The sequence below is a fragment of the Actinokineospora spheciospongiae genome, from assembly GCF_000564855.1.
Lineage (GTDB): Bacteria > Actinomycetota > Actinomycetes > Mycobacteriales > Pseudonocardiaceae > Actinokineospora > Actinokineospora spheciospongiae.
The window spans coordinates 69,692-90,194 of record NZ_AYXG01000241.1; the positions used below are offsets into that span (position 1 = coordinate 69,692).

18 protein-coding genes are annotated in these 20,503 nt (G+C 73.9%); 10 read left to right on the forward strand and 8 right to left on the reverse strand.

The genetic code is table 11. The features are described from left to right. Positions 1–4 precede the first annotated feature (4 nt). The 3 genes from UO65_RS30990 (at position 5) to UO65_RS37095 (ending at position 1,703) form a co-directional block, all read left to right on the forward strand. Complete coding sequence (locus UO65_RS30990) at positions 5–748, forward strand: methyltransferase domain-containing protein (protein WP_035289889.1); 744 nt, start codon at positions 5–7, stop codon at positions 746–748. Positions 749–799: 51 nt separating this feature from the next. Continuing rightward, entirely contained in the window at positions 800–1,390 is a 591-nt protein-coding gene (locus UO65_RS30995; RefSeq protein WP_035289891.1) for a TetR/AcrR family transcriptional regulator, read from the forward strand. A 160-nt stretch (positions 1,391–1,550) separates the two neighbouring features. Beyond that, on the forward strand, positions 1,551–1,703 hold the full coding sequence (locus UO65_RS37095; RefSeq protein ID WP_161784546.1) for a hypothetical protein: 153 nt from the start codon (positions 1,551–1,553) through the stop codon (positions 1,701–1,703). 10 nt (positions 1,704–1,713) lie between these two features. Here UO65_RS37095 and UO65_RS31000 read toward each other — a convergent pair whose 3' ends face one another. From UO65_RS31000 to UO65_RS31015, 4 genes are all read right to left on the reverse strand, one after another. Beyond that, a complete protein-coding gene (locus tag UO65_RS31000) occupies positions 1,714–2,358 on the reverse strand; it encodes a DUF1707 SHOCT-like domain-containing protein (protein WP_035289893.1) in 645 nt (214 codons plus the stop codon). Between the two features lie 9 nt (positions 2,359–2,367). After that, positions 2,368–2,991: a response regulator gene (locus UO65_RS31005; protein ID WP_035289895.1), complete on the reverse strand. Its 624-nt coding sequence runs from the start codon at positions 2,989–2,991 to the stop codon at positions 2,368–2,370. Positions 2,992–3,067: 76 nt separating this feature from the next. Further along, a complete protein-coding gene (gene macS / locus UO65_RS31010) occupies positions 3,068–4,189 on the reverse strand; it encodes a MacS family sensor histidine kinase (RefSeq protein ID WP_035289898.1) in 1,122 nt (373 codons plus the stop codon). After that, positions 4,186–5,277: an AI-2E family transporter gene (locus UO65_RS31015; RefSeq protein ID WP_233427917.1), complete on the reverse strand. Its 1,092-nt coding sequence runs from the start codon at positions 5,275–5,277 to the stop codon at positions 4,186–4,188. Before UO65_RS31015 ends, macS begins: the two co-directional genes overlap by 4 nt. A 143-nt stretch (positions 5,278–5,420) precedes the next feature. Here UO65_RS31015 and UO65_RS31020 point away from each other — a divergent pair, with 143 nt between their 5' ends. The 4 genes from UO65_RS31020 to UO65_RS31035 all read left to right on the forward strand — a co-directional run bounded on the left by UO65_RS31020 (position 5,421) and on the right by UO65_RS31035 (position 14,539). Beyond that, a complete protein-coding gene (locus tag UO65_RS31020) occupies positions 5,421–7,634 on the forward strand; it encodes a hypothetical protein (RefSeq protein WP_233427909.1) in 2,214 nt (737 codons plus the stop codon). Positions 7,635–7,863: 229 nt separating this feature from the next. After that, positions 7,864–8,643, forward strand: a complete 780-nt coding sequence (locus UO65_RS31025; RefSeq protein WP_035289903.1) for a hypothetical protein — start codon at positions 7,864–7,866, stop codon at positions 8,641–8,643. Positions 8,644–8,877: 234 nt separating this feature from the next. Continuing rightward, the gene (locus UO65_RS33875) at positions 8,878–12,936 is read left to right on the forward strand and encodes a beta strand repeat-containing protein (RefSeq protein ID WP_052022046.1); all 4,059 of its coding nucleotides are present in this window, start codon (positions 8,878–8,880) and stop codon (positions 12,934–12,936) included. Positions 12,937–13,072: 136 nt separating this feature from the next. Beyond that, positions 13,073–14,539, forward strand: coding sequence for an alpha/beta hydrolase (locus UO65_RS31035; protein ID WP_035289906.1), 1,467 nt, complete (start codon positions 13,073–13,075; stop codon positions 14,537–14,539). Positions 14,540–14,564: 25 nt separating this feature from the next. Here the strand turns inward: UO65_RS31035 and UO65_RS31040 are convergent, their stop codons facing one another. Then, complete coding sequence (locus UO65_RS31040) at positions 14,565–15,173, reverse strand: TetR/AcrR family transcriptional regulator (RefSeq protein ID WP_035289909.1); 609 nt, start codon at positions 15,171–15,173, stop codon at positions 14,565–14,567. Between the two features lie 92 nt (positions 15,174–15,265). On the opposite strand from UO65_RS31040, the gene UO65_RS31045 reads away from it, so the two are divergent. Beyond that, positions 15,266–16,009: an SDR family oxidoreductase gene (locus tag UO65_RS31045; protein WP_035289911.1), complete on the forward strand. Its 744-nt coding sequence runs from the start codon at positions 15,266–15,268 to the stop codon at positions 16,007–16,009. A gap of 22 nt (positions 16,010–16,031) precedes the next feature. Here the strand turns inward: UO65_RS31045 and UO65_RS31050 are convergent, their stop codons facing one another. Further along, a complete protein-coding gene (locus UO65_RS31050) occupies positions 16,032–16,298 on the reverse strand; it encodes a helix-turn-helix transcriptional regulator (RefSeq protein WP_035289914.1) in 267 nt (88 codons plus the stop codon). Between the two features lie 81 nt (positions 16,299–16,379). Here UO65_RS31050 and map point away from each other — a divergent pair, with 81 nt between their 5' ends. Further along, entirely contained in the window at positions 16,380–17,174 is a 795-nt protein-coding gene (gene map, locus UO65_RS31055; protein ID WP_035289917.1) for a type I methionyl aminopeptidase, read from the forward strand. A gap of 54 nt (positions 17,175–17,228) precedes the next feature. Here map and UO65_RS31060 read toward each other — a convergent pair whose 3' ends face one another. Then, on the reverse strand, positions 17,229–17,909 hold the full coding sequence (locus tag UO65_RS31060; protein ID WP_035289920.1) for a TetR/AcrR family transcriptional regulator: 681 nt from the start codon (positions 17,907–17,909) through the stop codon (positions 17,229–17,231). Between the two features lie 65 nt (positions 17,910–17,974). On the opposite strand from UO65_RS31060, the gene UO65_RS31065 reads away from it, so the two are divergent. After that, positions 17,975–19,084 carry an FAD-dependent oxidoreductase gene (locus UO65_RS31065; protein WP_035289922.1) on the forward strand — a complete coding sequence of 370 codons (1,110 nt, stop codon included), beginning with the start codon at positions 17,975–17,977 and terminating at the stop codon, positions 19,082–19,084. A gap of 12 nt (positions 19,085–19,096) precedes the next feature. Here the strand turns inward: UO65_RS31065 and dnaB are convergent, their stop codons facing one another. Continuing rightward, positions 19,097–20,473, reverse strand: coding sequence for a replicative DNA helicase (gene dnaB, locus UO65_RS31070; protein ID WP_035289923.1), 1,377 nt, complete (start codon positions 20,471–20,473; stop codon positions 19,097–19,099). Positions 20,474–20,503 lie beyond the last annotated feature (30 nt).

A 20,503-nucleotide genomic window follows, 5' to 3' on the forward strand; every position in this document is an offset into this window, starting at 1 on the left:
GGCCGTGTCCACCTGGCGCGAGTGGCAGGACAGCCCGTGGGGGCGCCTGCGGTACGCGGTGGCGGAGGCGAACCTCGCCCGCCACCTCCCCCCGACCCCGCTGCGCATCCTGGACCTGGCGGGCGGCGACGGCGCCGACGCGATCCGCCTGGCCGCCCGGGGCCACCACGTCACGATCGTCGACCACTCCCCGGACATGCTCACCGCCGCCCGCGCCCGAGCCCACGGGGCGGCCCTCACCACCCGCATCACCTGCGTCGAGTCCGACATCCACGCCCTGCCACCGAGCGAGTACGACGCCGTCCTCTGCCACAACGTCCTGCCCTACGTGGACGACCCCGGCGCCACCCTCGCCGCGGCCCTGACCCACCTCCGCCCCGGGGGCGTGCTCTCGGTCATGACCGTCAACCGGCACTCCGCCCCCCTGGTCGCCGCAATCCGCGACCTGGACCCCGAGGCAGCCCTGGCCGCCCTCGACAACCCCCGCGCGCGCACCGAACTCTTCGACCGGCACATCACCCTGCACACCGCCGAAGAGATCACCGACACCCTCGCCGACCTCGGCTGCCCGCCTCCGTCCCACTACGGCATCCGCACCACCAACGACTACATCACCGACAACGCCAAGAAGTCCGACCCCACCTTCTTCGCGGCCCTCGAACGCCTGGAACTGGCCCTCGCCGACCGGCACCCGTACAAGCACACCGCCCGCCTCTTCCACCTGGTCACCACCAAGCCCCACCGCTGATCCCGCCGAATTCCGCGGCACAGTCTTACTCAACCGTGTTAATATTTACTCATGCAGGTAAATGAGCAGACGGCGACCGAGCTGGCCCGGCGCAAGCAGATCACCGACGCGGCCATCGAGGTCATCGCCGACCTCGGCTACGGCAAGGCGTCCTTCGCCCGGATCGTCGAGCACGCGGGCCTGAGCAGCACCCGGATGATCTCCTACCACTTCGCCGACAAGTCCGACCTGGTGATGGCCGTGCTGGTCAGCGCCATCGCCGCCGGGGACGAGGTGCTCGACGCCCGCATCGCCGGGGTCGTCGACCGGGTGGAGTTGCTGCGCGCGCACATCGAGGCGCGGGTGGAGTACCTGCGCACCCACCCCAAGCACCTGCGGGCCGTCGTCGAGATCGGGACCGGCGCGCGCGAGCCGATGTACGCGGTGGTGCTGCGCGACTTCCGCGTCGGGCGGTTGCAGCGCCAGTTGCACCAGGGGCAGCGCGAGGGCGTCTTCGGTCAGTTCGACACCGCCGTGGTGGCCGAGGCCGTCGCGAGTGCCCTCGACGGCGCCGCCCAGCGCGCCGCCGCGGAACCGGACCTCGACCTCACCGCGTACGGGCGTGAACTGGCCGACCTGTTCACCCGCGCTGTCCGCCCTTGATCCGCATGCTGAGAACTGTCGTACCCCCCGGCTAGCGTCCCCGATCGACGTCCACCAGGGGGAACGACATGAGCACCGCACCGAACACAGCACTCGGGGCGCTCACCGCGCACCTCCAGCCCGCCGACCGCGAGCGCGGCGAGAACCGGCTGCGGCCGCGGTGGCGCCCGGCGAGGCGCCCGCGCACGGGCAACCCGGCTACCTGGCCAAGTACACCGAGCGCATCGGGGCCATGTTCGGCACCCCGGAGCGGTTCGCCGAGCTGTTCTCCACCCCGGTGGTGATCACGCCGACCCGGCTGCACGTCGTCTAGCGCCCAGGGGCTACCCGAGGCGGCGGCGGTCCGGGCGGTCGGTCCAGGTGAGCTTCCAGTGCCTGCCGATGACCAGCGGGCCGATGCGGGCCACGGTCGGGCGGCGGATGTTCAGGTTGCCCGCCTTGACCAGGCCCGTCACCACGAACCGGGTGCCGCCGCCGGTGGCCCGGCGGGCGCCGCGGTCGCTGACGGTGCCGCCGACGACGGTGTCGACGTGCAGGTCGCACGCCGCCTCGTCGGGGACCACCAGCTCGACCGTGCCCATGGAGACGTCCACGTCCACGGTGACGACCGGGTCGGTGATCCGGGCCTCGGTGAAGTCGAGCTCGACCGTGCCCGCGCGGTTGCGCACCGACAGGGCGCGCGGGACGTCCCACGCGCCGCGGCGGCGGACGGTCGACATGGAGGCCCGGATCTCCACCGGTTTCGGCTCGGGCGCGGCCGGGGCCTCGGCGCTGACCAGGCCGGGGAGGTCCACCAGGACGGCGTTCAGCTCACCGCGGGTGCGGGCGGCCAGCGCGGTGTCGGCGCGGGCGGTGAAGTCGTCCAGGGACAGCAGGCCCACCCCGATCGCCTTCTGCAGCACGCCCACCACGTGCGTGCGCTCGGCGTCGGAGACTCGGAGTTCACGGGGGTCGATGGGCGTGGTCACACGTCCACTTTACGGTGATCCGTCGAGGCCGTGTTCGATCGCGTACCTGGCCAGTTCCACCCGGTTGTGGAGCTGGAGCTTGCGCAGCGTCGACTGCACGTGGTTCTCCACCGTGCGGTGCGACAGCACGAGCCGGTCGGCGATCTGCCGGGCGGTGAGGCCCTTGGCCACCAGCCGCAGCACCTCCGTCTCCCGGTCGGTCAGCCTCGGCGGGGACGGTTCGGCGGCCATCCGGCGGTACTCGCCGAGGACCAGCCCGGCCAGGCCCGGGGTGAACACCGCGTCGCCCGCGGCGGTGCGCTCGACCGCGTCCACCAGCTCCGCGGCGGAGGCCGACTTGACCAGGTAGCCCGAGGCGCCCGCCTTGACCGCCTGGAGCACGTCGTCGTGCTCGCCGCTGGCGGACAGGACCAGGACGCGGGTGGTGGGCAGCGACGCGGTGATCTCCCGGGTGGCGTCCGCGCCGGACTCGCTGCCCAGGTTGAGGTCCATCAGCACCACGTCCGGGCGCACCGCCGCGGCGATGCGGACCGCGGCGGCGGCGTCGCCCGCGGTGGCCCGCACGTCGAAACCGCGCTCGGCCAGGTCCCTGGCCACGCCGTCGCGCCACATCGGGTGGTCGTCGACCACCATGACCGAGATCGTTCTCACGTCCGGCTCCCCACCGCGTCCCGCTCGTCGCACACCAAGTCCCGCGTCAACCCGCCCGTCACCACGTCCTGGGCACCCGCAGCTCCCACTCCACACCCTGCCCCGGCGCGGTTTCCAGGGTGATGGTGCCACCCAGGTCGGCCACCCGGCCGCGGATCGACCGGGCCACCCCCATCCGCCCCTGCGCCGACGCCTCCGCCAACCGGCCCTCGGGAATCCCCACCCCGTCGTCGCGGACGCTGAGCACCACCGACGACCCCAGGTCCTCCAGCAGCACCCACGCCCTCGCCGACGGACCGGCGTGCCGCGCCACGTTCTCCAGCGCCTCCCGCACCAGGAACGACAGCTCCGAGGCCACCGACCCCGGCAGCGGCACCGGCGTCCCCGGCGCCGACACGTGCACCCGCTCGGTCGTCAACACCTGGAGCAGACCGCGCAGGTCCACCTCCCCGGAGGACGACTCCAGCGGCGCCGCCGACACCAGCGCGCGCAGCGCCACCTCCTGCCGACCGGCCAGCTCGCCCAGCTCCGCGGCCTCCCCGCCGACCTCCAGCCCGCGCTTGCGGACCCGGGCCAGCACCTGCAGCACGCTGTCGTGGATGCCGCGGGCCAGCCGCTCCCGCTCCGCGGTCGCCGCCTCGATCCGCTCCGCCGCCGCCAGCCGCAGCGCCGACTGCCGCGACGTCGTCGCCGCCAGGCCCAGCACGAACCCGATGCCGACCAGCAGCACCATGTCCCGCAGCAGGTCGATGTCGACGAACCCGCGCACCGCGAAGTTGCACAGCGACACCACCAGCCCGAACGCGGTGCCGCCGAGCATCCCGGCCCGGATCGCGCCGAACGCCACCACGGCCGTCACCCACACCGTCGGCACCAGCGGCACCTCACCGGCGAGCTGGGCGGGCGTCAGCGCCCACCGCGACAGCGCCATCAGACCGCAGCAGACCGCGAGGTCGACGAGGGTGAACCACAGCCCGGCGCCGCGCCGCGGGTAGTACAGCCCGGTGGCGAGCGTCCACACCGCCATGCCGCCGACGACCGCCCACGCCAGCCAGGTCCGCGCGTACTCGCCGTGGTGCGCGGCCACGACCACCCCGGCGAAGCACAGCGTGATCACCCGCAGCAGCACCCCGGCCCGCCACAGCGGAGCGGCCGGGTCGCGGGGGACCCGGGCGGTCACTCCACCCGCTCCACCCCGTCGTTGGGCTGCGACGCCTCGTCCTCCAGCGGTTCGACCTGCTCCGGGTCCGGGGCCGACTCGTGCAGCAGCGACCGGATGCCCGCGTTGAGCACCGCCAGCAGCGGCACCGACAGCAGCGCGCCGGAGATCCCGGCGGCGAGCAGGCCCGCGGCGATCGCCAGCACCACGGCCAGCGGGTGCAGCCGGACCGCCCGGCCGAGCAGCCACGGTTGCAGCACGTGGCTCTCCAGTTGCATCACCCCGACCAGGATGATCAGCACGACCAGCGCCGCCAGCGGCCCGTTGGCCACCAGCGCCACCAGGATCGCCACGCTGCCCGCGATCAGCGCGCCGATGATCGGGATGAACGCGGTGAGGAAGACCAGGGCGGCCAGCGGGATCACCAGCGGCACCCCGACGAAGTAGAGGCCGATGCCGACGCCGACCGCGTCCACCACGGCCACCGCCGCCGTCGCCCGCACGTAGCTGACCAGCGAGGAGAACCCGCGCTTGCCCGCCACGTCGACCCGGTCGCGCACCGGCGAGGGGACGCCGCGCACGACGAACCCCCAGATGGCGCCGCCGTCGTGCAGGAAGAAGATCAGCACGAAGATCGTCAGCAGCAGCCCGGTGAGGACCTCGCCGATGGTCGCCGCGGTGGTGATCGCCCCGGAGGTGATCTCCGCCTGGTTCGCCTTGAGCGAGTCGATCGCGTTGGTCAGGAAGCTCTGGATCTGGTCCTGCCGCAGGTGCAGCGGCCCGTTGGCCAGCCAGCCGCGGATGGTGTCCAGGCTGGAGCTGACCTGGGTCTGCAACTCCGGCAGGCCGTTGACGAACTCGGTGATCACGAAGGTCAGCACGCCGCCGAGCACGGCGATGCCGCCGACCATCACGATCAGCGTGGCCAGCGCCCTGGGCACCCGCCACTCCACCAGCTTGCTCACCCCGGGGGCCATCAGCGCCGCGAGCAGCAGCGCGATCGCGATCGGCACCACCACCGCGGCGAAGTAGCCGAGCAGCCAGATGATCACGTACAGCGCGCCGATGATCACCAGGAAGCGCCAGGACAGCGCCGCGCTCACCCGCATGCCCCTGGGCACGAACGGGGTCACGTCCTCGGTCAGCGGTACCGACCGGTGCTTCAGACCTGCGACGCGGTTTCTGCTCACCGCGATCACGGTATCGGGCGAAACCGCCTGCGGCGATCTCTTCATCTGATCTCATGGGAGCCGTGACCGCCCGGATACCGCCTGCTCAGCTCACCGAAACCGAGCGCGAGGTGTGGGCAGCGTTCGCGGGCGGGACCGTGCTGGACCTCTCGGCCCACGACGACCGCCGCGTCCGCGGCGAGGTGCTGACCGGGCTGCTGCTCGGCGCCTACCCGCTCGACGACGGCGCCATGCCCGCCCTGCGCCTGGACAACGCCCACGTCACGGGCGAGTGGGAGCTGGAGGGCCGCGAGGTCGGGCACGTGCTGAGCCTGCACGGCTGCGCCTTCGAGCGGCCGCCGGACCTGCGGATGGCGCGGCTGGTCACCCTCAGCCTGCGCGGCTGCGCGCTGCCCGGGCTGCGCGCGCGGAACCTGCGGGTCGGCAGCGACCTGCGGCTGGAACTCGGTTTCCACTGCACCGGTGTGCTCGACCTCACCGACGCCACCGTCGAGGGCACGCTGCGCCTGTCGGGGGCCACCCTCACCCACCCCGAGGGCGTCGCGCTGCGCGCCGAACGGCTCCGGGTGACCGGGTCGGTGCAGGCGATCGCGCTGCAGGTGGCGGGCGAGCTGCTGTTCACCGGCGCCGATATCGGCGGCGGCGCGCACTTCTCCGACGCCGAGCTGCGCAACCCCGGCCGGGTCGCGCTGGAGGCCTCCGGGCTCGTCGTCACCGACAGCCTGTTCTGCGACAACGGCTTCGACGCCACCGGCTCGGTCCGCTTCGCCGGGGCCCGCATCGGCGGCGACGCGGTGTTCTCCGGCGCGCTGCTGTCCGAGGCGCCCAGCCGCGACAAGCACGTGCTGGTGCTCACCGGCGACGCGGACGCCGACGGGTACGTGCTCGACGCCGACCGGCTGCGCGTCGACGGCGACCTGCGCCTCGACGCCGGGTTCACCGCCGCGGGCACCGTGGGCCTGCGCGGCGCCCGCATCGGCGGCCACCTGCTGCTCTCCGGCGCGGTCCTCGGCTCCCGGGGCGTGCTCCCCGGGCTGGAGGCGGCCTTCGCCTCGGGCACCCCGGTGACCACCGTCCCGTTCGCCCTGGTCGCCGACGGCATCGAGGTCGGCGGCGACGTGGAGGCCCGCGACCGGGTGCGCGGGCGGGCCGGGGACGCGCTGCGCGCCCACGGCCAGGTCCGCTTCGTCGACGGCGTGGTGCACGGCAGCGCCAGCTTCTCCCGGGCCCGGCTGCGCGCCCCCGGCCTCGACGCCCTGTTCGCCGACCGGCTGCGCGTGGCGGGCACCCTGTTCCTGCGCCACATCCGGGTCAGCGGCTCGGTGCGGTTGCAGAACGCGCACATCGGCTCCAGCCTCGACTGCTCCGGCGCGCACCTGATCAAACCGCGGCTGCGCCCGGACGGCACCGTCAAGCCCTCGCTGGACGCCAGGGTCGCCACCATCGGCAAGGACCTGCTGTGCAGCCGCGGCTTCCGCGCCCTCGGCGGCGTCCGCATCCGGCTGTCCGAGGTCGGCAAGCGGGTCACCTTCCAGGGCGCCCGCCTCGGCGGTCGCACCAAACCCGGCCACCCGGTGCCGACCAGGGTGTTGCAGGCCTACGGGCTGATCGCGCAGGAACTGGTGCTGCTGTTCGACGAGCGCCACCCGCCCGCCGGGTCGGTCGCGCTGACCAGGGCCACCGCCGCGTCGGTCACCGACGGCCCCGGGCTGTGGGCCGCGCGCGGCGGGGTCGAACTGGAGGACTTCACCTACTCGGCGATCCGCGCCGACCCGGAGGTGACGGTCCGCACCCGGTTGCGCTGGCTGCGGCAGGTGCAGCCCGACTTCGCGCCCGGCCCCTACGAGCGGCTGGCCGCGGTGTACGCCGAGGGCGGTGAGGAGGAGATGGCGCAGGTGGTGCAGCTCGAGCGGCAGCGCCGCCGCTACTCCGAGCTGCACGTGGCGGGCCGGATCTGGGGGAAGTTGCAGGAGTGGACCGTCGGCTTCGGCTACCGGCCGTGGCTGGCGATCGTGTGGCTGGCGCTGTTCTGGCTGGTCGGGCTGGTGTGGTTCGCCACGCACCGGATGGTGCGGCTCAACTCCGACACCGACCCGGTGTGGAACCCGCCGCTGCTGGCCACCGACCTGCTGCTGCCGATCATCGACCTGGGCCAGGACAACATGTGGCGGATGGCCGGGGTCTCCCAGTGGATCGCGGGAACGCTCATCGCCGTCGGCTGGATTCTCGCCACCACGGTGGCCGCGGGCGCGACCCGGGTGCTGAAGCGCGGCTGAGCCGACCCGCCGCGCGGCTTGTGGACAGCTCTCCCGGATTGGCGGTCCAACCTCGGGATCATGACCGAGGGTTACCTGTGGAAACACTCTGTGTTGACCACACGATGTGATGAGGCTCGGTGGTCACGCTCGCATCACGGACCCCTCTGGTGACAGTGTCTGCCGGGCACGGACCCGACCGTGCGCACCCGATCGGAAGGCTGATCCGAAGGCGATGCGGAACCGAACCGTGGACCAGGAGCAGAGGGAGCCGTCCGCCGCACTGCGGCGCGCGCTCTCGCGCACCCTCCTCGTCCTCGGTGGCGCCGTCGCCACGACCGCCGCGGCGTGGGCCGTCTCCACCGCCACCGCCAGCGCGGACGCCCCGCTCGTCCCCCCGACCCTCCCCTCGGTGGGGATCACCCAACTCCAGGTCCCCAGCGTGGTCGGGGCCCCCGAACTGGTCGAACAGCTCGCCGACGGGGTCGGCAGGTTGCTCGACCCGGACCGGGCCAAGACCGCGGTCGAGGACCTCGGTCGTGATGTCACCCAGCACCTGACCCCGCCGCCGACCGCCCCCGCGCAGGTCGACGACGCGGTCGTCGGCGAGATCACGGCGCCGGTCGAGCAGCAGCCCGCGCCCCCGGCGACGACGGCACCGCCCGCGGTCGAGGTCGCCCCCGAGGCGGTCGCCCCCGCGGCGACCCCGACCCCGGTGGTCGAGACCGCGGCGGCCCCCGCCGCCGAGGAGCGCGCGCCCGCCGACGGCACCACCCGCCGCGGTTCCCCGCGCGCCGCGACGTCCACCCCGCTCCTCCCCCACCCCCAGGCCCCGAAGAACCCGTTCACCGCGCCCGCGCCGGTGAACCCGGGGCACACCACCGGGTCCGGCGGCACCGACGCCCCGACCCTGGGCCTGCTCTCCGCGGTCCCGGCCGACACCGAGCTGCTCCCCGTCGGCGCGCTGCGCACCGACGGCATCCGGCTCCCGGTGGTCGCCCAGACGCAGCCGGGCGTCATCCCCGACTGATCCCACGGCGTGACCCGGGAGCCCCCGCGCTCCCGGCCGGTCATGCCCGCGGTCGGCACGGCCCGCGTCCAGCCACACCCCCAGGGCTCCGCCCTACCGCAAGTCAGGGCGGTTCTCGCCCTGCGATCCCCGACGGGCCGACCCGTTGTTCCGACGCCCAGCGCGTCCGGTGGCCCGTGCACCTCCCGCCAGGGAAACCCCCGTATGGGAAAAACACTGAAGGAGAACACCAGAATGCAGACCTGGGCGAAGCGCGGAATCCACACCGCGCTGGTCACCGGTGGTTTGCTGATGCTCGGTACCGGCATCGCTTCCGCAGACGAGGACGTCAACCCCGACCGGCCCGCCTCCCCGCTGGACGCGGCGATCGCCGTCCCGATCCACCTGGACAACAACGTCATCGGCACCCCGGTGGGCCAGCGGGCGCTGCCCGCGGTCGACGCCGAGGTCCCGGTCGCCCCCGGCGCGCTGACCAAGCGGCTGCCGCACACGGCGACCCCCGCCGCGAACGCTGCCACCGCCAAGGCCACCGCCCTCGGCGGCACCACGCTGCGCGGCAACCGGGCGGGCGGCGAACTCGCCGTCCCGGTCGACGTCTCCGGCAACGCCGTCGCCCTCGGCGGCGGCGCCGAGGCGGAGAACACCTCCGGCCAGACCGCGGCGGGCACCACCGGGCCGATCACCACCGACGGCTCCACCCGCGCCCTGGCGGGCAACGTCGTCGCCCTCGACTGGGCCGCCCCGGTCCAGGTCACCGGCAACGCGGTGGGCGCCGTCGACGACGCCGACGTGGTCAACACCGCCGACCAGTCCGCCACCGCGGGCGGCGGCTCCACCACCTCCGGCCGCGGTCGGGTGCTCGCGGGCAACACCGGCGCCCTGCACGGCGCCACCCCGCTGCAGCTCAACGGCAACGCGGTCGCGGGTGCGGGCAACGCCACCACCGACTCCGCGACGTCGGCCACCGCCGCCTCCGGCGGGGTGCTCACCACCGACGGCACGGGCGCCGTCGCCGCGGGCAACGCGGGCGCCGTCCCGGTGGCCACCCCGGTGCACGCCAGCGGCCAGGCGCTCAGCGTGTTCGGCATCGCCGAGTCCACCTCGCACAACACCGCGGGCGCCCAGGCGGGTGCGGAAACCCCCGACTTCGCGGGCTACCCCACCTACGTCACCACCTACGCGCCGGACTCGGTGGTCTCGGGCAACGTCCTGCAACCCGCCGCCGCCACCCCGACCACCCTCGACTGCGCCACCGCCGGGGTCGTCGGCAACTCCGACGCCACCTGCGCGGCCACCGCCACCGCGGGCGCGGGCGGCGGCACCCGCACCGACGGCGCCGACGGCGTCCTCTCCGGCAGCACCGCCACCGCCCCCGCCGCCACCCCGGTCGAGGTCATCGGCACCGCCGCGGGCGTCGCGGGCAACTCCACCGCCGCCGACACCCACAGCTCCACCGCCGACGCGGGCGGCCACACCCACACCCACGGCCGCGACAGCACCCTCGGCGGCGCCCTGGTGAGCGCCCCCGTGGCGGGCCCGGTCGACCTGTGCGGCAGCGGCCTGGCCGGTGCGGGCGACACGTCCGCCACCTGCGACCACGCCGTCAGCACCCAGGCGGGCGGCGACGCGGGCAGCACCGGCGACAACTCCGTCGGCGGCGGCAACGGCGTGGTCGTCCCGGTCGCCACCCCGGTCGAGAGCATCGGCAACGGCGGCGGCGCCCTCGGCACCGTCGACTTCTCCGGCTCGCAGCGCAAGGACACCGTCGCGGGCGGCAGCGCCAACACCGCCGACGACGGCGCGGTGGCGGGCGCGAACCTGGTGCAGGTCCCGCTGGCCACCCCGGTGCAGTTCTTCGGCAACGCCCTCGGCACCGGCGCCAGGACCGGCAGCACCGCCGCGCTGCACGACACCACCCGGGCGGGCGGCACGTCCACCGCCTCCGGCGTCGGCGGCGTCCTCTCCGGCAACATCGCCCAGACCCCGAGCGCGCTGCCCGCCCAGGGCTTCGGCGCCAACGGCGTGGTCGCGGGCATCGGCTCGGCCGACGCCACCAACACCACCAGCGCCGTGTCCGGCAACGCCGCGGGCACCGACGGCTCGAACGGCTCCGGCTCGGGCAACATCATCTCCACCCCGACCGCGGGTGCCGCCCAGGGCGCGGGCGACTCGGTCGCCGTGTTCGGCCGCGGCACCGCCCTGGCCGCCAACACCACCGCCACCACCGCGGGCGGCACCACCGCCACCAGCGGGCAGTCGGGCAACGCGTCCGGCAACGTGGTGAGCCCGGCCCTGCTGCCGGTCGTGCAGCCCGCGGGCACCCCCGTCGCGGTGGCGGGTGCCGACAGCGCGTCCAGCTCCACCAGCCAGACCACCGGCACCTCCGGTGGCAACGCGACCACCGACGGCCGCGGCGGCCACGTGTCGGGGAACCTGTTCGACGTCCCGGCCGCCTCGCTGGCCCAGGTGCACGGTGACGCCGTCAGCGCGGGCGCCGCCCAGGCGGGTGGCACCTCGGACCACACCACCACCGGCTCCGCCGGCGGCCACTCCGAGACCAGCGGGGAGAACAAGAACCTGTCCGGCCTGCACGGCGTCCGCCCGATCGGCGTCAACGCCCCGATCTACAACGTCCCGATCAAGGTCTTGGCCGACGCCGTCACCGACGCCAAGCACACCAACGACGTGGCGGTCGGCGAGGAGAAGCCGCTGGAGCTCCCGCCCGTGGGCGCGCTGCCGCTCACCAAGCCCCCCACGGTCCTCAACCACGCCCGCAGCAACCCGCTGGGCACGCTGGGCCGCCCGCTCGGTGGCCTGTCCAACCCCGGTGGCCTGCCGCTCGTCGGCGGCCTCCTCAGCGGCGGCAACGGCGGTGGCGGCCTGCTGGGCGGCGGCCTGCTCGGCGGCCTGACCCGCGCGAGCGACGGCGGACTCATCGGCAGCAGGCCCGCGGGCCGTGCCGCGGGTCGCGCCGACCACCCCACCATGCCGATGCCCGCGATGCCGAGGCCCGCCATGCCCACCTCGTACGGCAACCCGGCCCACGCGCCGTACGGCCAGCCCGCCTGGCCCACGGGTGCCCCGGCCGGGGTGCCGGTGCGCGGCGTGCCCACCATGCCCACGGACGGCGTGCCCAACGTGCCCGCGGGCACCGCGGGCAGGCAGCAGCCCGTGGGATCGGTGGGGAACATCCCGATCGACGGCGCGATCGGCCTCCCGGTGGGCAAGCTCACCCAGATCGCGGGCCGTGGCGTGAGCAGGGCGGTCACGAACAGCATGGCCCCGTTGGCATCCCGCGACCTGCCGCAGCTCCCGGCGGGTGTGCCCCAGCTCCCGACCGGCGTGCCCCAGCTCCCGGCGGGTGTGCCGCAACTCCCGACCGGTGGGCTGCCCCAGCCGCTGACGGGTGGTGTGCCGCAGCCGCCCAACGGTGGGGCGGTCCCGCTGCCCACGGGCGGTGTGGCGCAGCTCCAGTCCGGTGGCCTGGTGCCCCAGTTGCTGCCCGGCGACCCGGCCCGGTCGGCGGGTCGTGGCCTGCCCCAGCCGCCGATCGGTGGCCTGCCGCAGCTCCCCAACGGCGGCGCGCTGCCCGCCGGTGGCGTGGCGCACCTCAACAACAGTGGTCTGCTGGCCCAGGACCTCACCCGCTTGACGGGTCGCGACCTGCCCCCGAAGCCGGTGGGTGGCCTGCCGCACCTGCCCAACGGCGGGTCGACCCCGCTGCCCACGGGCGGTGTGGCGCAGCTCCAGTCCGGTGGTCTGGTGCCGCAGGACATCGGCGTGCCCCCGCTCCCGGTCGGTGGTGCGCCCCAGTTGCCGGGCCGGGACCTGCCGCAGCTCCCGATCGCGGGGGTGACCCAGCTTGCCACCAACGCCCTCGCCCAGCTCCCGTCCAACGGCCTGCTGCCGCTCGGTGCCGTGCCCCAGCTTTCCGGGCGGGACCTGCCCGCCACCGGCGGTGCCGAGCCGGTCGCCGGGGTGACCCGGCCTGCGGGCAACGCCCTCGGTCACCTCCCGACCGACGCCCTGCTGGACACCGTCGTGGGTGTCCTCCCGGCGGGCCTGGGCGACAACCTCCCCGGCCGCTTCCACACGATGGACCCCCGGGACTTCCGCACCGACGTCTTCACCATGCCCGGCCTGGACGCCGCGTCGGGCATGTTCGCCGGTGACCTCTTCGAGGTGCCGGAGGTGCACACCCTGCCCGCGACCGGTGCGTCCGGTCTGACCTCCCTGACCGACACGCAGTCCAAGCTCGCCGACCTGTTCGGCACCTTCCCCAAGATCGGCTGACCGCCGCTCGAACGGACGGAGGACCCCGGGAGCACCCGCTCCCGGGGTCCTCCGCTGTCCGCGGCCGGGCTTGACCGTGCCGCAGCGGCATGGTTTCCACTGGTCGACAACCGGTACGCCGACCAGGAGGAACAAGATGCGCAGGAACCTGTCCGTGGCCCTCGCCGCCGCCGCGGTGGCGACGGCCGTGCTCCCGGGGGTGTCGGCAGCGGCCCCACCGAGCAGCCTGGACTGGGGTCCGTGCCCGGCGGGGGTCGCCGAACCGGGGCTGGAGTGCTCGACGCTCCCGGTCCCGCTGGACCACCGGAACCCGGGCGGCCAGACGATCGAGGTGGCGATCTCCCGCCTGCTCAGCAAGAACCCGGCGCAGCGGCGCGGCGTGCTGCTGGTGAACCCCGGTGGCCCCGGACTGGCCGGGCTGCACTTCCCGGTCGACCTCGCGCCCCTGCTGCCGCAGAGCGTGCTGGACACCTACGACGTGATCGGGTTCGACCCGCGCGGCACCGGTCACAGCGCGCCGGTGACGTGCGACCTCACAGCCGAGCAGCAGGTCGCGGGCCTGACCCCGCCGTACGCGCACGACGCGGCCGACGTCCGCGAGCAGGCCGGGGCCGCGCGGGCCGTCGCCCGGCAGTGCGCCGCCGCGCCGACGGCACCGCTGCTGCCGCACATCACCACCGCGAACACCGCGCGCGACATGGACCGCATCCGGGCGGCGCTGGGCGAACCGAAGACCTCGTACTACGGCGGCTCCTACGGCAGCTACCTCGGCGCGGTCTACACGACCCTGTTCCCCGAGCGCAGCGACCGCGTCGTGCTCGACAGCAACGTGGGCCCCGGCGGCCTGGACAGCACCGCCGTCCGCAGGTACGGCCGGGGCATGCAGGACCGGTTCCCGGACTTCGCCGCGTTCGCCGCCGCCCGCCCCGAGTACGGGCTGGGCACCGCCCCGGAGCAGGTGACCGCGAAGTACTTCGACCTGGCCGCGCGGCTGGACCGGGCGCCGGAGCAGGGGTTCGACGGGTCGCAGTTCCGCAAGCTCACCTTCGGCCTCCTCTACCTGAACAGCCGACTGCCCGCGCTGGCCGAGATCTGGCAGGCGTTCGACACGAGCACCCCGCTGACCGGGCCGACCCGCGACACCGCCGCGCGGGCCGCCGCGCAGGACGACGACAACACGTTCTCCAGCCACTTCGCCGTGATCTGCGGCGACTCCCGCTGGTCCAGGTCGGTACCGGCGTACCAGTGGGACGTCGCGCTCGACCGGGTTCGCCACCCGATGCTCGGCGCGGCCACGGCCAACGTCCGGCCGTGCGCGTTCTGGCCGTTCGACCCGGTCGAGCCGAAGGTGCGCATCGGCGACCGGGGCCCGTCGAACGTGCTCATGGTGCAGAACCTCCGCGACCCGGGAACGCCCCTGGTCGGCGCCCGCGAGCTGCGGTGGGCCTTCGGCGACCGGGCCCGGATGGTCACCGCCGACCAGGGCGGCCACGGCGCCTACCGGACCGGCGGGAACACGTGCGCGGACAACGCGGTGACGGCGTTCCTGACCACCGGGCAGCGCCCGGCGCACGACCTCGCCTGCGCGGCCGAACCCTCCTGACCGGGGGTGTCGCCACCGGCAGCGCTCAGGCCGGTGGCCAGTTGCGCAGTGCGGTGTCGGCGACCGCCTGGAGGTCGTCGCGGCTGGTGCCGCTGGCGGCTTGGACGGCCATGCCGAACGAGACGGCCATGACGTACCGGGCGAGCCGACCGGCGTCGGCGTCCCGTGGCAGGTCACCCTCGTCGATGGCCCGCCGGAAGCGCCGTTCGAGGTGCAGGCGCGCGTCGTTGCGCCACGCGGTCAGCACGTCGCGGGCGGGCCTGCCCAGGTCGCCGGACGCCAGTGATCCCTGTACGCCCAGGCACCCGGAGGGGCAGTCGGGGCGGGTGGTGGCCTGGACCGTGCCGTTGAGGAAGGCCGTGGCCACCGCCTTGGCGGTCGGTTCCTCCAGAGCCCGCAACCCGTATGAGGCGGGTCCCCCGGTGTAGAGCTCCACGGCTCTGCGGAACAGTTGCTCCTTGTTGCCGAAGGCCGCGTACATGCTGGTCCTGGTGATGCCCATGGCGCCGGTCAGGTCGGTGAGGCTGGCCCCCTCGTAGCCCCGCTCCCAGAAGACCAGCATGGCGCGCTCGAGCGCCTGCTCGACGTCGAACCCCCTGGGCCTGCCGATGGGGGCCTTCCGGTGATCGGTCACCCCCGGAGCATACGCCTTTGGTACCGAACGGTCTGGAAGTGCTACGGTCGCTTTCAGTACCGATCGGTGCTGAACTTTCAGGAGGTTGGGACATGGGGCAGCTCGAAGGCAAGACGGCAGTGGTGACCGGCGGCAGCAGCGGGATCGGCCTGGCCGCCGCCGTGCGCCTCGCGGCCGAGGGCGCGCACGTCTTCATCACCGGCAGGCGCGAGGGCGAACTGGACGCGGCGGTGGAGGCCATCGGCTCGGCCACCGCGGTGCCGGGGGACATCTCGGACCCCGCCGACCTGGACCGGCTCTACGACGCGGTCCGCGCCCGGGGCGCGGGGCTGGACGTGCTGTTCGCCAACGCGGGCACGGCGGCCTTCGCGACCCTGGAGCAGACCACCGAGGAGCACTTCGACCGGATCTTCGGCGTCAACGTCCGGGGCACCCTGTTCACCGTGCAGAAGGCCCTGCCGCTGCTCAACGCGGGTGCCTCGGTGATCCTGAACCTGTCCGTCCGCGCCGACGACGGCGTCGAGGCGTTCGGCACGTACGCGGCCACCAAGGCGGCGCTGCGCTCCTACACCCGGACCTGGGCCAACGAGCTCAAGGGGCGGGGCGTTCGGGTCAACGCGATCTCGCCGGGCGCGATCGACACCCCCGCGATCGTCGGCATGGTCGGCGAGGAGGACGCCGAGGCGGTCAGGGCGGGCTTCGTGGCGGCGGTCCCGCTGGGCCGGGTGGGAACCGCGGCGGAGGTGGCCGCCGCCGTGGCCTTCCTCGCCTCGGACCAGAGCAGCTTCGTCCTCGGCGCCAACCTCTACGTCGACGGCGGTGAGAACCAGCTCTAGGGGGACTCGCCCGCGGCGGCTGCTACGAGGCCGCTTCGAGCCGCGGGCCGTCGCGCCACGCGGCGGCCAGGTCCTGGATCGGCAGGTCGAGCACCTCGCTGAGGCAGGCGATCGTGCCGAAGGAGGGGGACGGGAGCCTGCCGGTCTCGATCTTGCGCAGCGTCTCCGGCGACATGCCCGCCGCGCGCGCCACGTCGGCGGGGTCGCGGTCTGCCCGCGCTTCGCGCAGCAGCCGCCCGAGGCGCCTGCCTGCCTCGACCTGTTCGGGGGTGAGCGGGTTGCGGACCACGGCACCAGGGTACGGCTGGTATTTTAATACCGCAAGTGCTACGTTGGTATTATTATACCAACGAACGGCACGGGGGTACCCATGATCGAGTTGAAGTCGCCCGCGGAGATCGAGCGGATGCACACCACCGGGCGGTTCGTCGCCCAGGTCCTGACCGAGCTCGGTGACCTGGCCGACGTGGGGGTCAACCTGCTCGACCTGGAACACCACGCCCGCAAGATGGTCGAGCAGCGCGGGGCGCAGTCCTGCTACTGGGACTACGCCCCGTCCTTCGGCAACGGCCCGTTCCGCAACGTCATCTGCCTGGCGGTCAACGACGCGGTGCTGCACGGGCTGCCGCACGACTACACGCTGCTCGACGGGGACGTCCTCACCCTGGACTTCGCGGTCGGCATCGACGGCTGGGTCGCGGACTCCGCCCGCACCGTCATCGTGGGCACACCCGCCGATGAGGACCTGCGACTCGTCCGCGCGACCGAGGAAGCGCTGGCCGCGGGCATCGAGGCCGCGCGGACGGGCAACCGGCTGGGCGACATCTCGGCGGCGATCGAGGCGGTCGCCACCGGGTACGGCTACCCGATCAACACCGAGTTCGGCGGCCACGGGCTCGGGCGGACGATGCACGAGGACCCGCACGTCTCCAACCGGGGTCGTGCGGGCCGCGGCCTCAAGCTCCGCGCGGGCATGACCCTGGCCCTGGAACCCTGGCTCGCCCGCACCACCGACAAGATCGTTTTTGACCCGGACGGCTGGACCATCCGCTCGGCCGACGGCTCGCGCACCGCCCACTCCGAGCACACCATCGCGATCACCGACGACGGCCCCCTGGTGCTCACCGAGCGCCTGTCGCACCCCGCGGCCCCGACCTCGGCGTGAGGCAACCCGGGCAGAGGGACTGATGCCTGCACCGCTCCGGTCCTCGGTCGCGCGTCAGCCCGCGATGCGGGCCCCGATGCCGTCGAGGAGGAAGTCGAGGCCGGCCCGGAAGGTCCGGTCGGCGTCGAGGTGGGGTCCGTCGTGGACGACGGCGGCCAGCGCGGGGAACCGGCCGGTGGCGAAGGTCCGCCGCAGGTAGGGCCCGAAGGTGGCCTGCCACTGCCTCTGGTCCATCCCGGAGGCCCGCTCGGCACGCCGCTCGGTGATCTCCCGGCGCACCGCCCCGATCACGTACGCGTTGACCGCGGCGATCGCGGGCACGACGGTGCCCAGGTCGACACCGCCCATCCCGGCCGCCACCGCCTCCCCGCTCGCCAGGGTGTTCGGCCCGAGCTGGGGCCGCCCGCCGATCAGGTCGGCGAGCCACTCGTGCCGGTGGGCGGCTCGCCGGGTGGTCTCGGCGAGGGAGCGCAGCACCTCCCGCCAGCCGTCGCCGGTCGGCCGGATCTCCGCGTGGACCGCGTCGACCATCAGGTCGAGCAGTTCCTCCTTGGTGGCGATGTAGCCGTACAGCCGCATCGGTCCGACGTCCAGCGCCCCGGCGACCTTGCGCAGCGACACCGCGTCCAGGCCGTCCGCGTCGGCGAGTCGGACCGCCGCCCGGACGATCCGCTCCCGGCTCAGCGGGGCGGGCGTCGGGCGGTCCGGCGGCTCCGGCCGCTCCCACACCAGCATGACGGGGACGGTACAGCGCCGCTCTTGATACAGTGTATCGACAGATACAGTGAATCGAGGCAGCCATGACCATCGCCATCGTCGGAGCGGGCTTGGGCGGCCTGACCCTCGCCCGGGTGCTGCACGTGCACGGCGTCGACGCCGTCGTGTACGAGCGTGAGTCGTCACGCGGCGCGCGCGGTCAGGGCGGGATGCTCGACATCCACTCGGGGCAGCGGGCGCTGCGCGAGGCCGGTCTGTTCGACGGGTTCCTCGCGATCGCCCGTGGTGAGGGCCAAGACATGCGCCTCTTCGAGCCGGACGGCACCCTGCTGCTCCAGGAGGACACACCCGACGACGCCCCGCTCGACCGACCCGAGGTCGACCGCGCCGACCTGCGCGACCTGCTGCTGGACTCCCTCCCCGAGGGCGCGGTCCGCTGGGGGCACGCGTTCGACTCCGCCGACAACGGCGTGCTGCGCTTCGCCGACGGCAGCCGCGCGGCGTACGACCTGCTGGTCGGCGCGGACGGTGCGCAGTCGCGGGTCCGCGCGCTGCTCACCGACGCCCGGCCCGCGCACCTCGGCCAGAACGTCGTCGAGGTCGGCATCCCCGACATCGACCGCACCCACCCCGACCTCGCGGCGATGGTCGGGCGCGGCAACCACTGGGTGCTCGGCGACGGGAAGTCGCTGGCGGCGCAGCGCAACGGCGACGGCCGCGTGCGCATCGGCCTCAGCTTCCACAACACCGGCGAGGACTGGTTCGCCACCAGCGGCATCCCGTTCGACGACCCGCCCGCCGCCCGGGCGCGGCTGGTCGACCTGCTCGCGGGCTGGGACCCGAGGTTCACCGCGCTGATCGCCGCCTGCGACGACGTGGTCGTGCCCCGGTCGATCACCGCCCTCCCGGTCGGCCTGACCTGGCCGTCGACCCCGGGCGCCACGCTGCTCGGCGACGCCGCGCACCTGATGCCACCGGTGGGTGAGGGCGCCAACATGGCGCTGCTCGACGGCGCCCTGCTCGGCCTCGCGCTGGCCGCGCACCCGGACGACTTCCCCACCGCCGTCGCGGAGTACGAGCGCGAGATGTTCGAACGCACCAGCGCCGCCGCCCGCATGTCCGCGGACATGCAGGAGCTGCTGATGTCGCCGGACGCCGCCCGGAGGTTGCTCGCCTTCTTCCGACCCGGCTAGGCCGGGACGGGGTCAGCCCTGGGCCAGGTCGGCGAAGCGGCTGTAGTGGAGCTGGTGGGCGACCACCACGGTTGCCGTCGGGCCCGCTCGGTGCTTGGCCAGGATCAGGTCCGCCTCGCCCGCCCGGGGGTCGTCGCGCTCCCAGGCGTCGGGGCGGTTGATGAGCAGCACCATGTCGGCGTCCTGCTCCAGGGAGCCGGACTCGCGCAGGTCGGAGAGCATGGGGCGCTTGTCGGTGCGCTGCTCGGGCCCGCGGTTGAGCTGGCTGATGGCGATGACCGGGACCTCGATCTCCTTGGCCAGGAGCTTGAGCTGCCGGGAGAACTCCGAGACCTCCTGCTGGCGGGACTCGACGCGCTTGCCCGAGGTCATGAGCTGGAGGTAGTCCACCACGACCAGCTTCAGGTCGTGGCGCTGCTTGAGCCGCCGCGCCTTGGCCCGGATCTCCATCATCGTCAGGTTCGGGGAGTCGTCGACGAAGAGGGGGGCCTCGCTGATCTCGCTCATCTTGCGGGCCAGGCGGGTCCAATCGTCGTCGCTCATCCGGCCGCCGCGCATGTCGCCGAGGCGGATCTTGGCCTCCGCGGACAGCAGGCGCATGACGATCTCGGTGCGGCTCATCTCCAGGGAGAACACGGCGCTGGTCATGTTGTGGGCGATCGAGCAGGAGCGGGCGAAGTCCAGGCCGAGGGTCGACTTGCCGACACCGGGGCGGGCCGCGACGATCACCATCTGGCCGGGGTGCAGGCCGTTGGTGATCTCGTCCAGGTCGGCGAAGCCGGTGGGGATGCCCAGGGAGTTGCCGCCGCGGGAGGCGATGGCGTCGATCTCGTCCATCGTCGGTTGCAGCAGGTCTTCCAGGGCGACGTAGTCCTCGCTCATGCTGCGCTCGGTCACGTCGTAGATCGCGGCTTGGGCGCGGTCGACGATCTCGGTGACGTCCGCGCCCTCGGCGCCCTGGTAGCCGAGCTGCACGATCCTGGTCCCGGCCTCGACCAGCCTGCGCAGGATCGCCTTCTCCGCGACGATCTCCGCGTAGTACCCGGCGTTGGCCGCCGTGGGCACCGTGGCGATCAGGGTGTGCAGGTACGGGGCGCCGCCCACGCGCAGCAGCTCGCCGCGGCGCTCCAGCTCGGCGGAGACGGTGATCGGGTCGGCGGGTTCGCCGCGGCCGTACAGGTCGAGGATGCAGTCGTAGATGTTCTGGTGCTTGGGCCGGTAGAAGTCACCGGGGCTCAGCGCCTCGATGACGTCGGCGATGGCGTCCTTGGACAGCATCATGCCGCCGAGGACGCTCTGCTCCGCGGCGAGGTCCTGGGGCGGCTGCCGGTCGACGCCCCCCTGCTCCGACGGCATCGGCGGCAAGGAACGGTCGTCTGTCAACGCCATGGGCGGCCCCCTCCCTGATCACGTCTTCCC

What these genes read in the sequence shown, in the direction of transcription:
- map (WP_035289917.1), top strand. Translation starts at nt 16,380, where the DNA reads ATGATCGAGTTGAAGTCGCCCGCGGAGATCGAGCGGATGCACACCACC.
- UO65_RS31035 (WP_035289906.1), top strand. Translation starts at nt 13,073, where the DNA reads ATGCGCAGGAACCTGTCCGTGGCCCTCGCCGCCGCCGCGGTGGCGACG.
- UO65_RS33875 (WP_052022046.1), top strand. Translation starts at nt 8,878, where the DNA reads ATGCAGACCTGGGCGAAGCGCGGAATCCACACCGCGCTGGTCACCGGT.
- UO65_RS31005 (WP_035289895.1), bottom strand. Translation starts at nt 2,991, where the DNA reads ATGGTGGTCGACGACCACCCGATGTGGCGCGACGGCGTGGCCAGGGAC.
- UO65_RS30995 (WP_035289891.1), top strand. Translation starts at nt 800, where the DNA reads ATGCAGGTAAATGAGCAGACGGCGACCGAGCTGGCCCGGCGCAAGCAG.
- dnaB (WP_035289923.1), bottom strand. Translation starts at nt 20,473, where the DNA reads ATGGCGTTGACAGACGACCGTTCCTTGCCGCCGATGCCGTCGGAGCAG.
- UO65_RS31060 (WP_035289920.1), bottom strand. Translation starts at nt 17,909, where the DNA reads ATGCTGGTGTGGGAGCGGCCGGAGCCGCCGGACCGCCCGACGCCCGCC.
- UO65_RS31045 (WP_035289911.1), top strand. Translation starts at nt 15,266, where the DNA reads ATGGGGCAGCTCGAAGGCAAGACGGCAGTGGTGACCGGCGGCAGCAGC.
- UO65_RS31015 (WP_233427917.1), bottom strand. Translation starts at nt 5,277, where the DNA reads ATGCGGGTGAGCGCGGCGCTGTCCTGGCGCTTCCTGGTGATCATCGGC.
- UO65_RS31065 (WP_035289922.1), top strand. Translation starts at nt 17,975, where the DNA reads ATGACCATCGCCATCGTCGGAGCGGGCTTGGGCGGCCTGACCCTCGCC.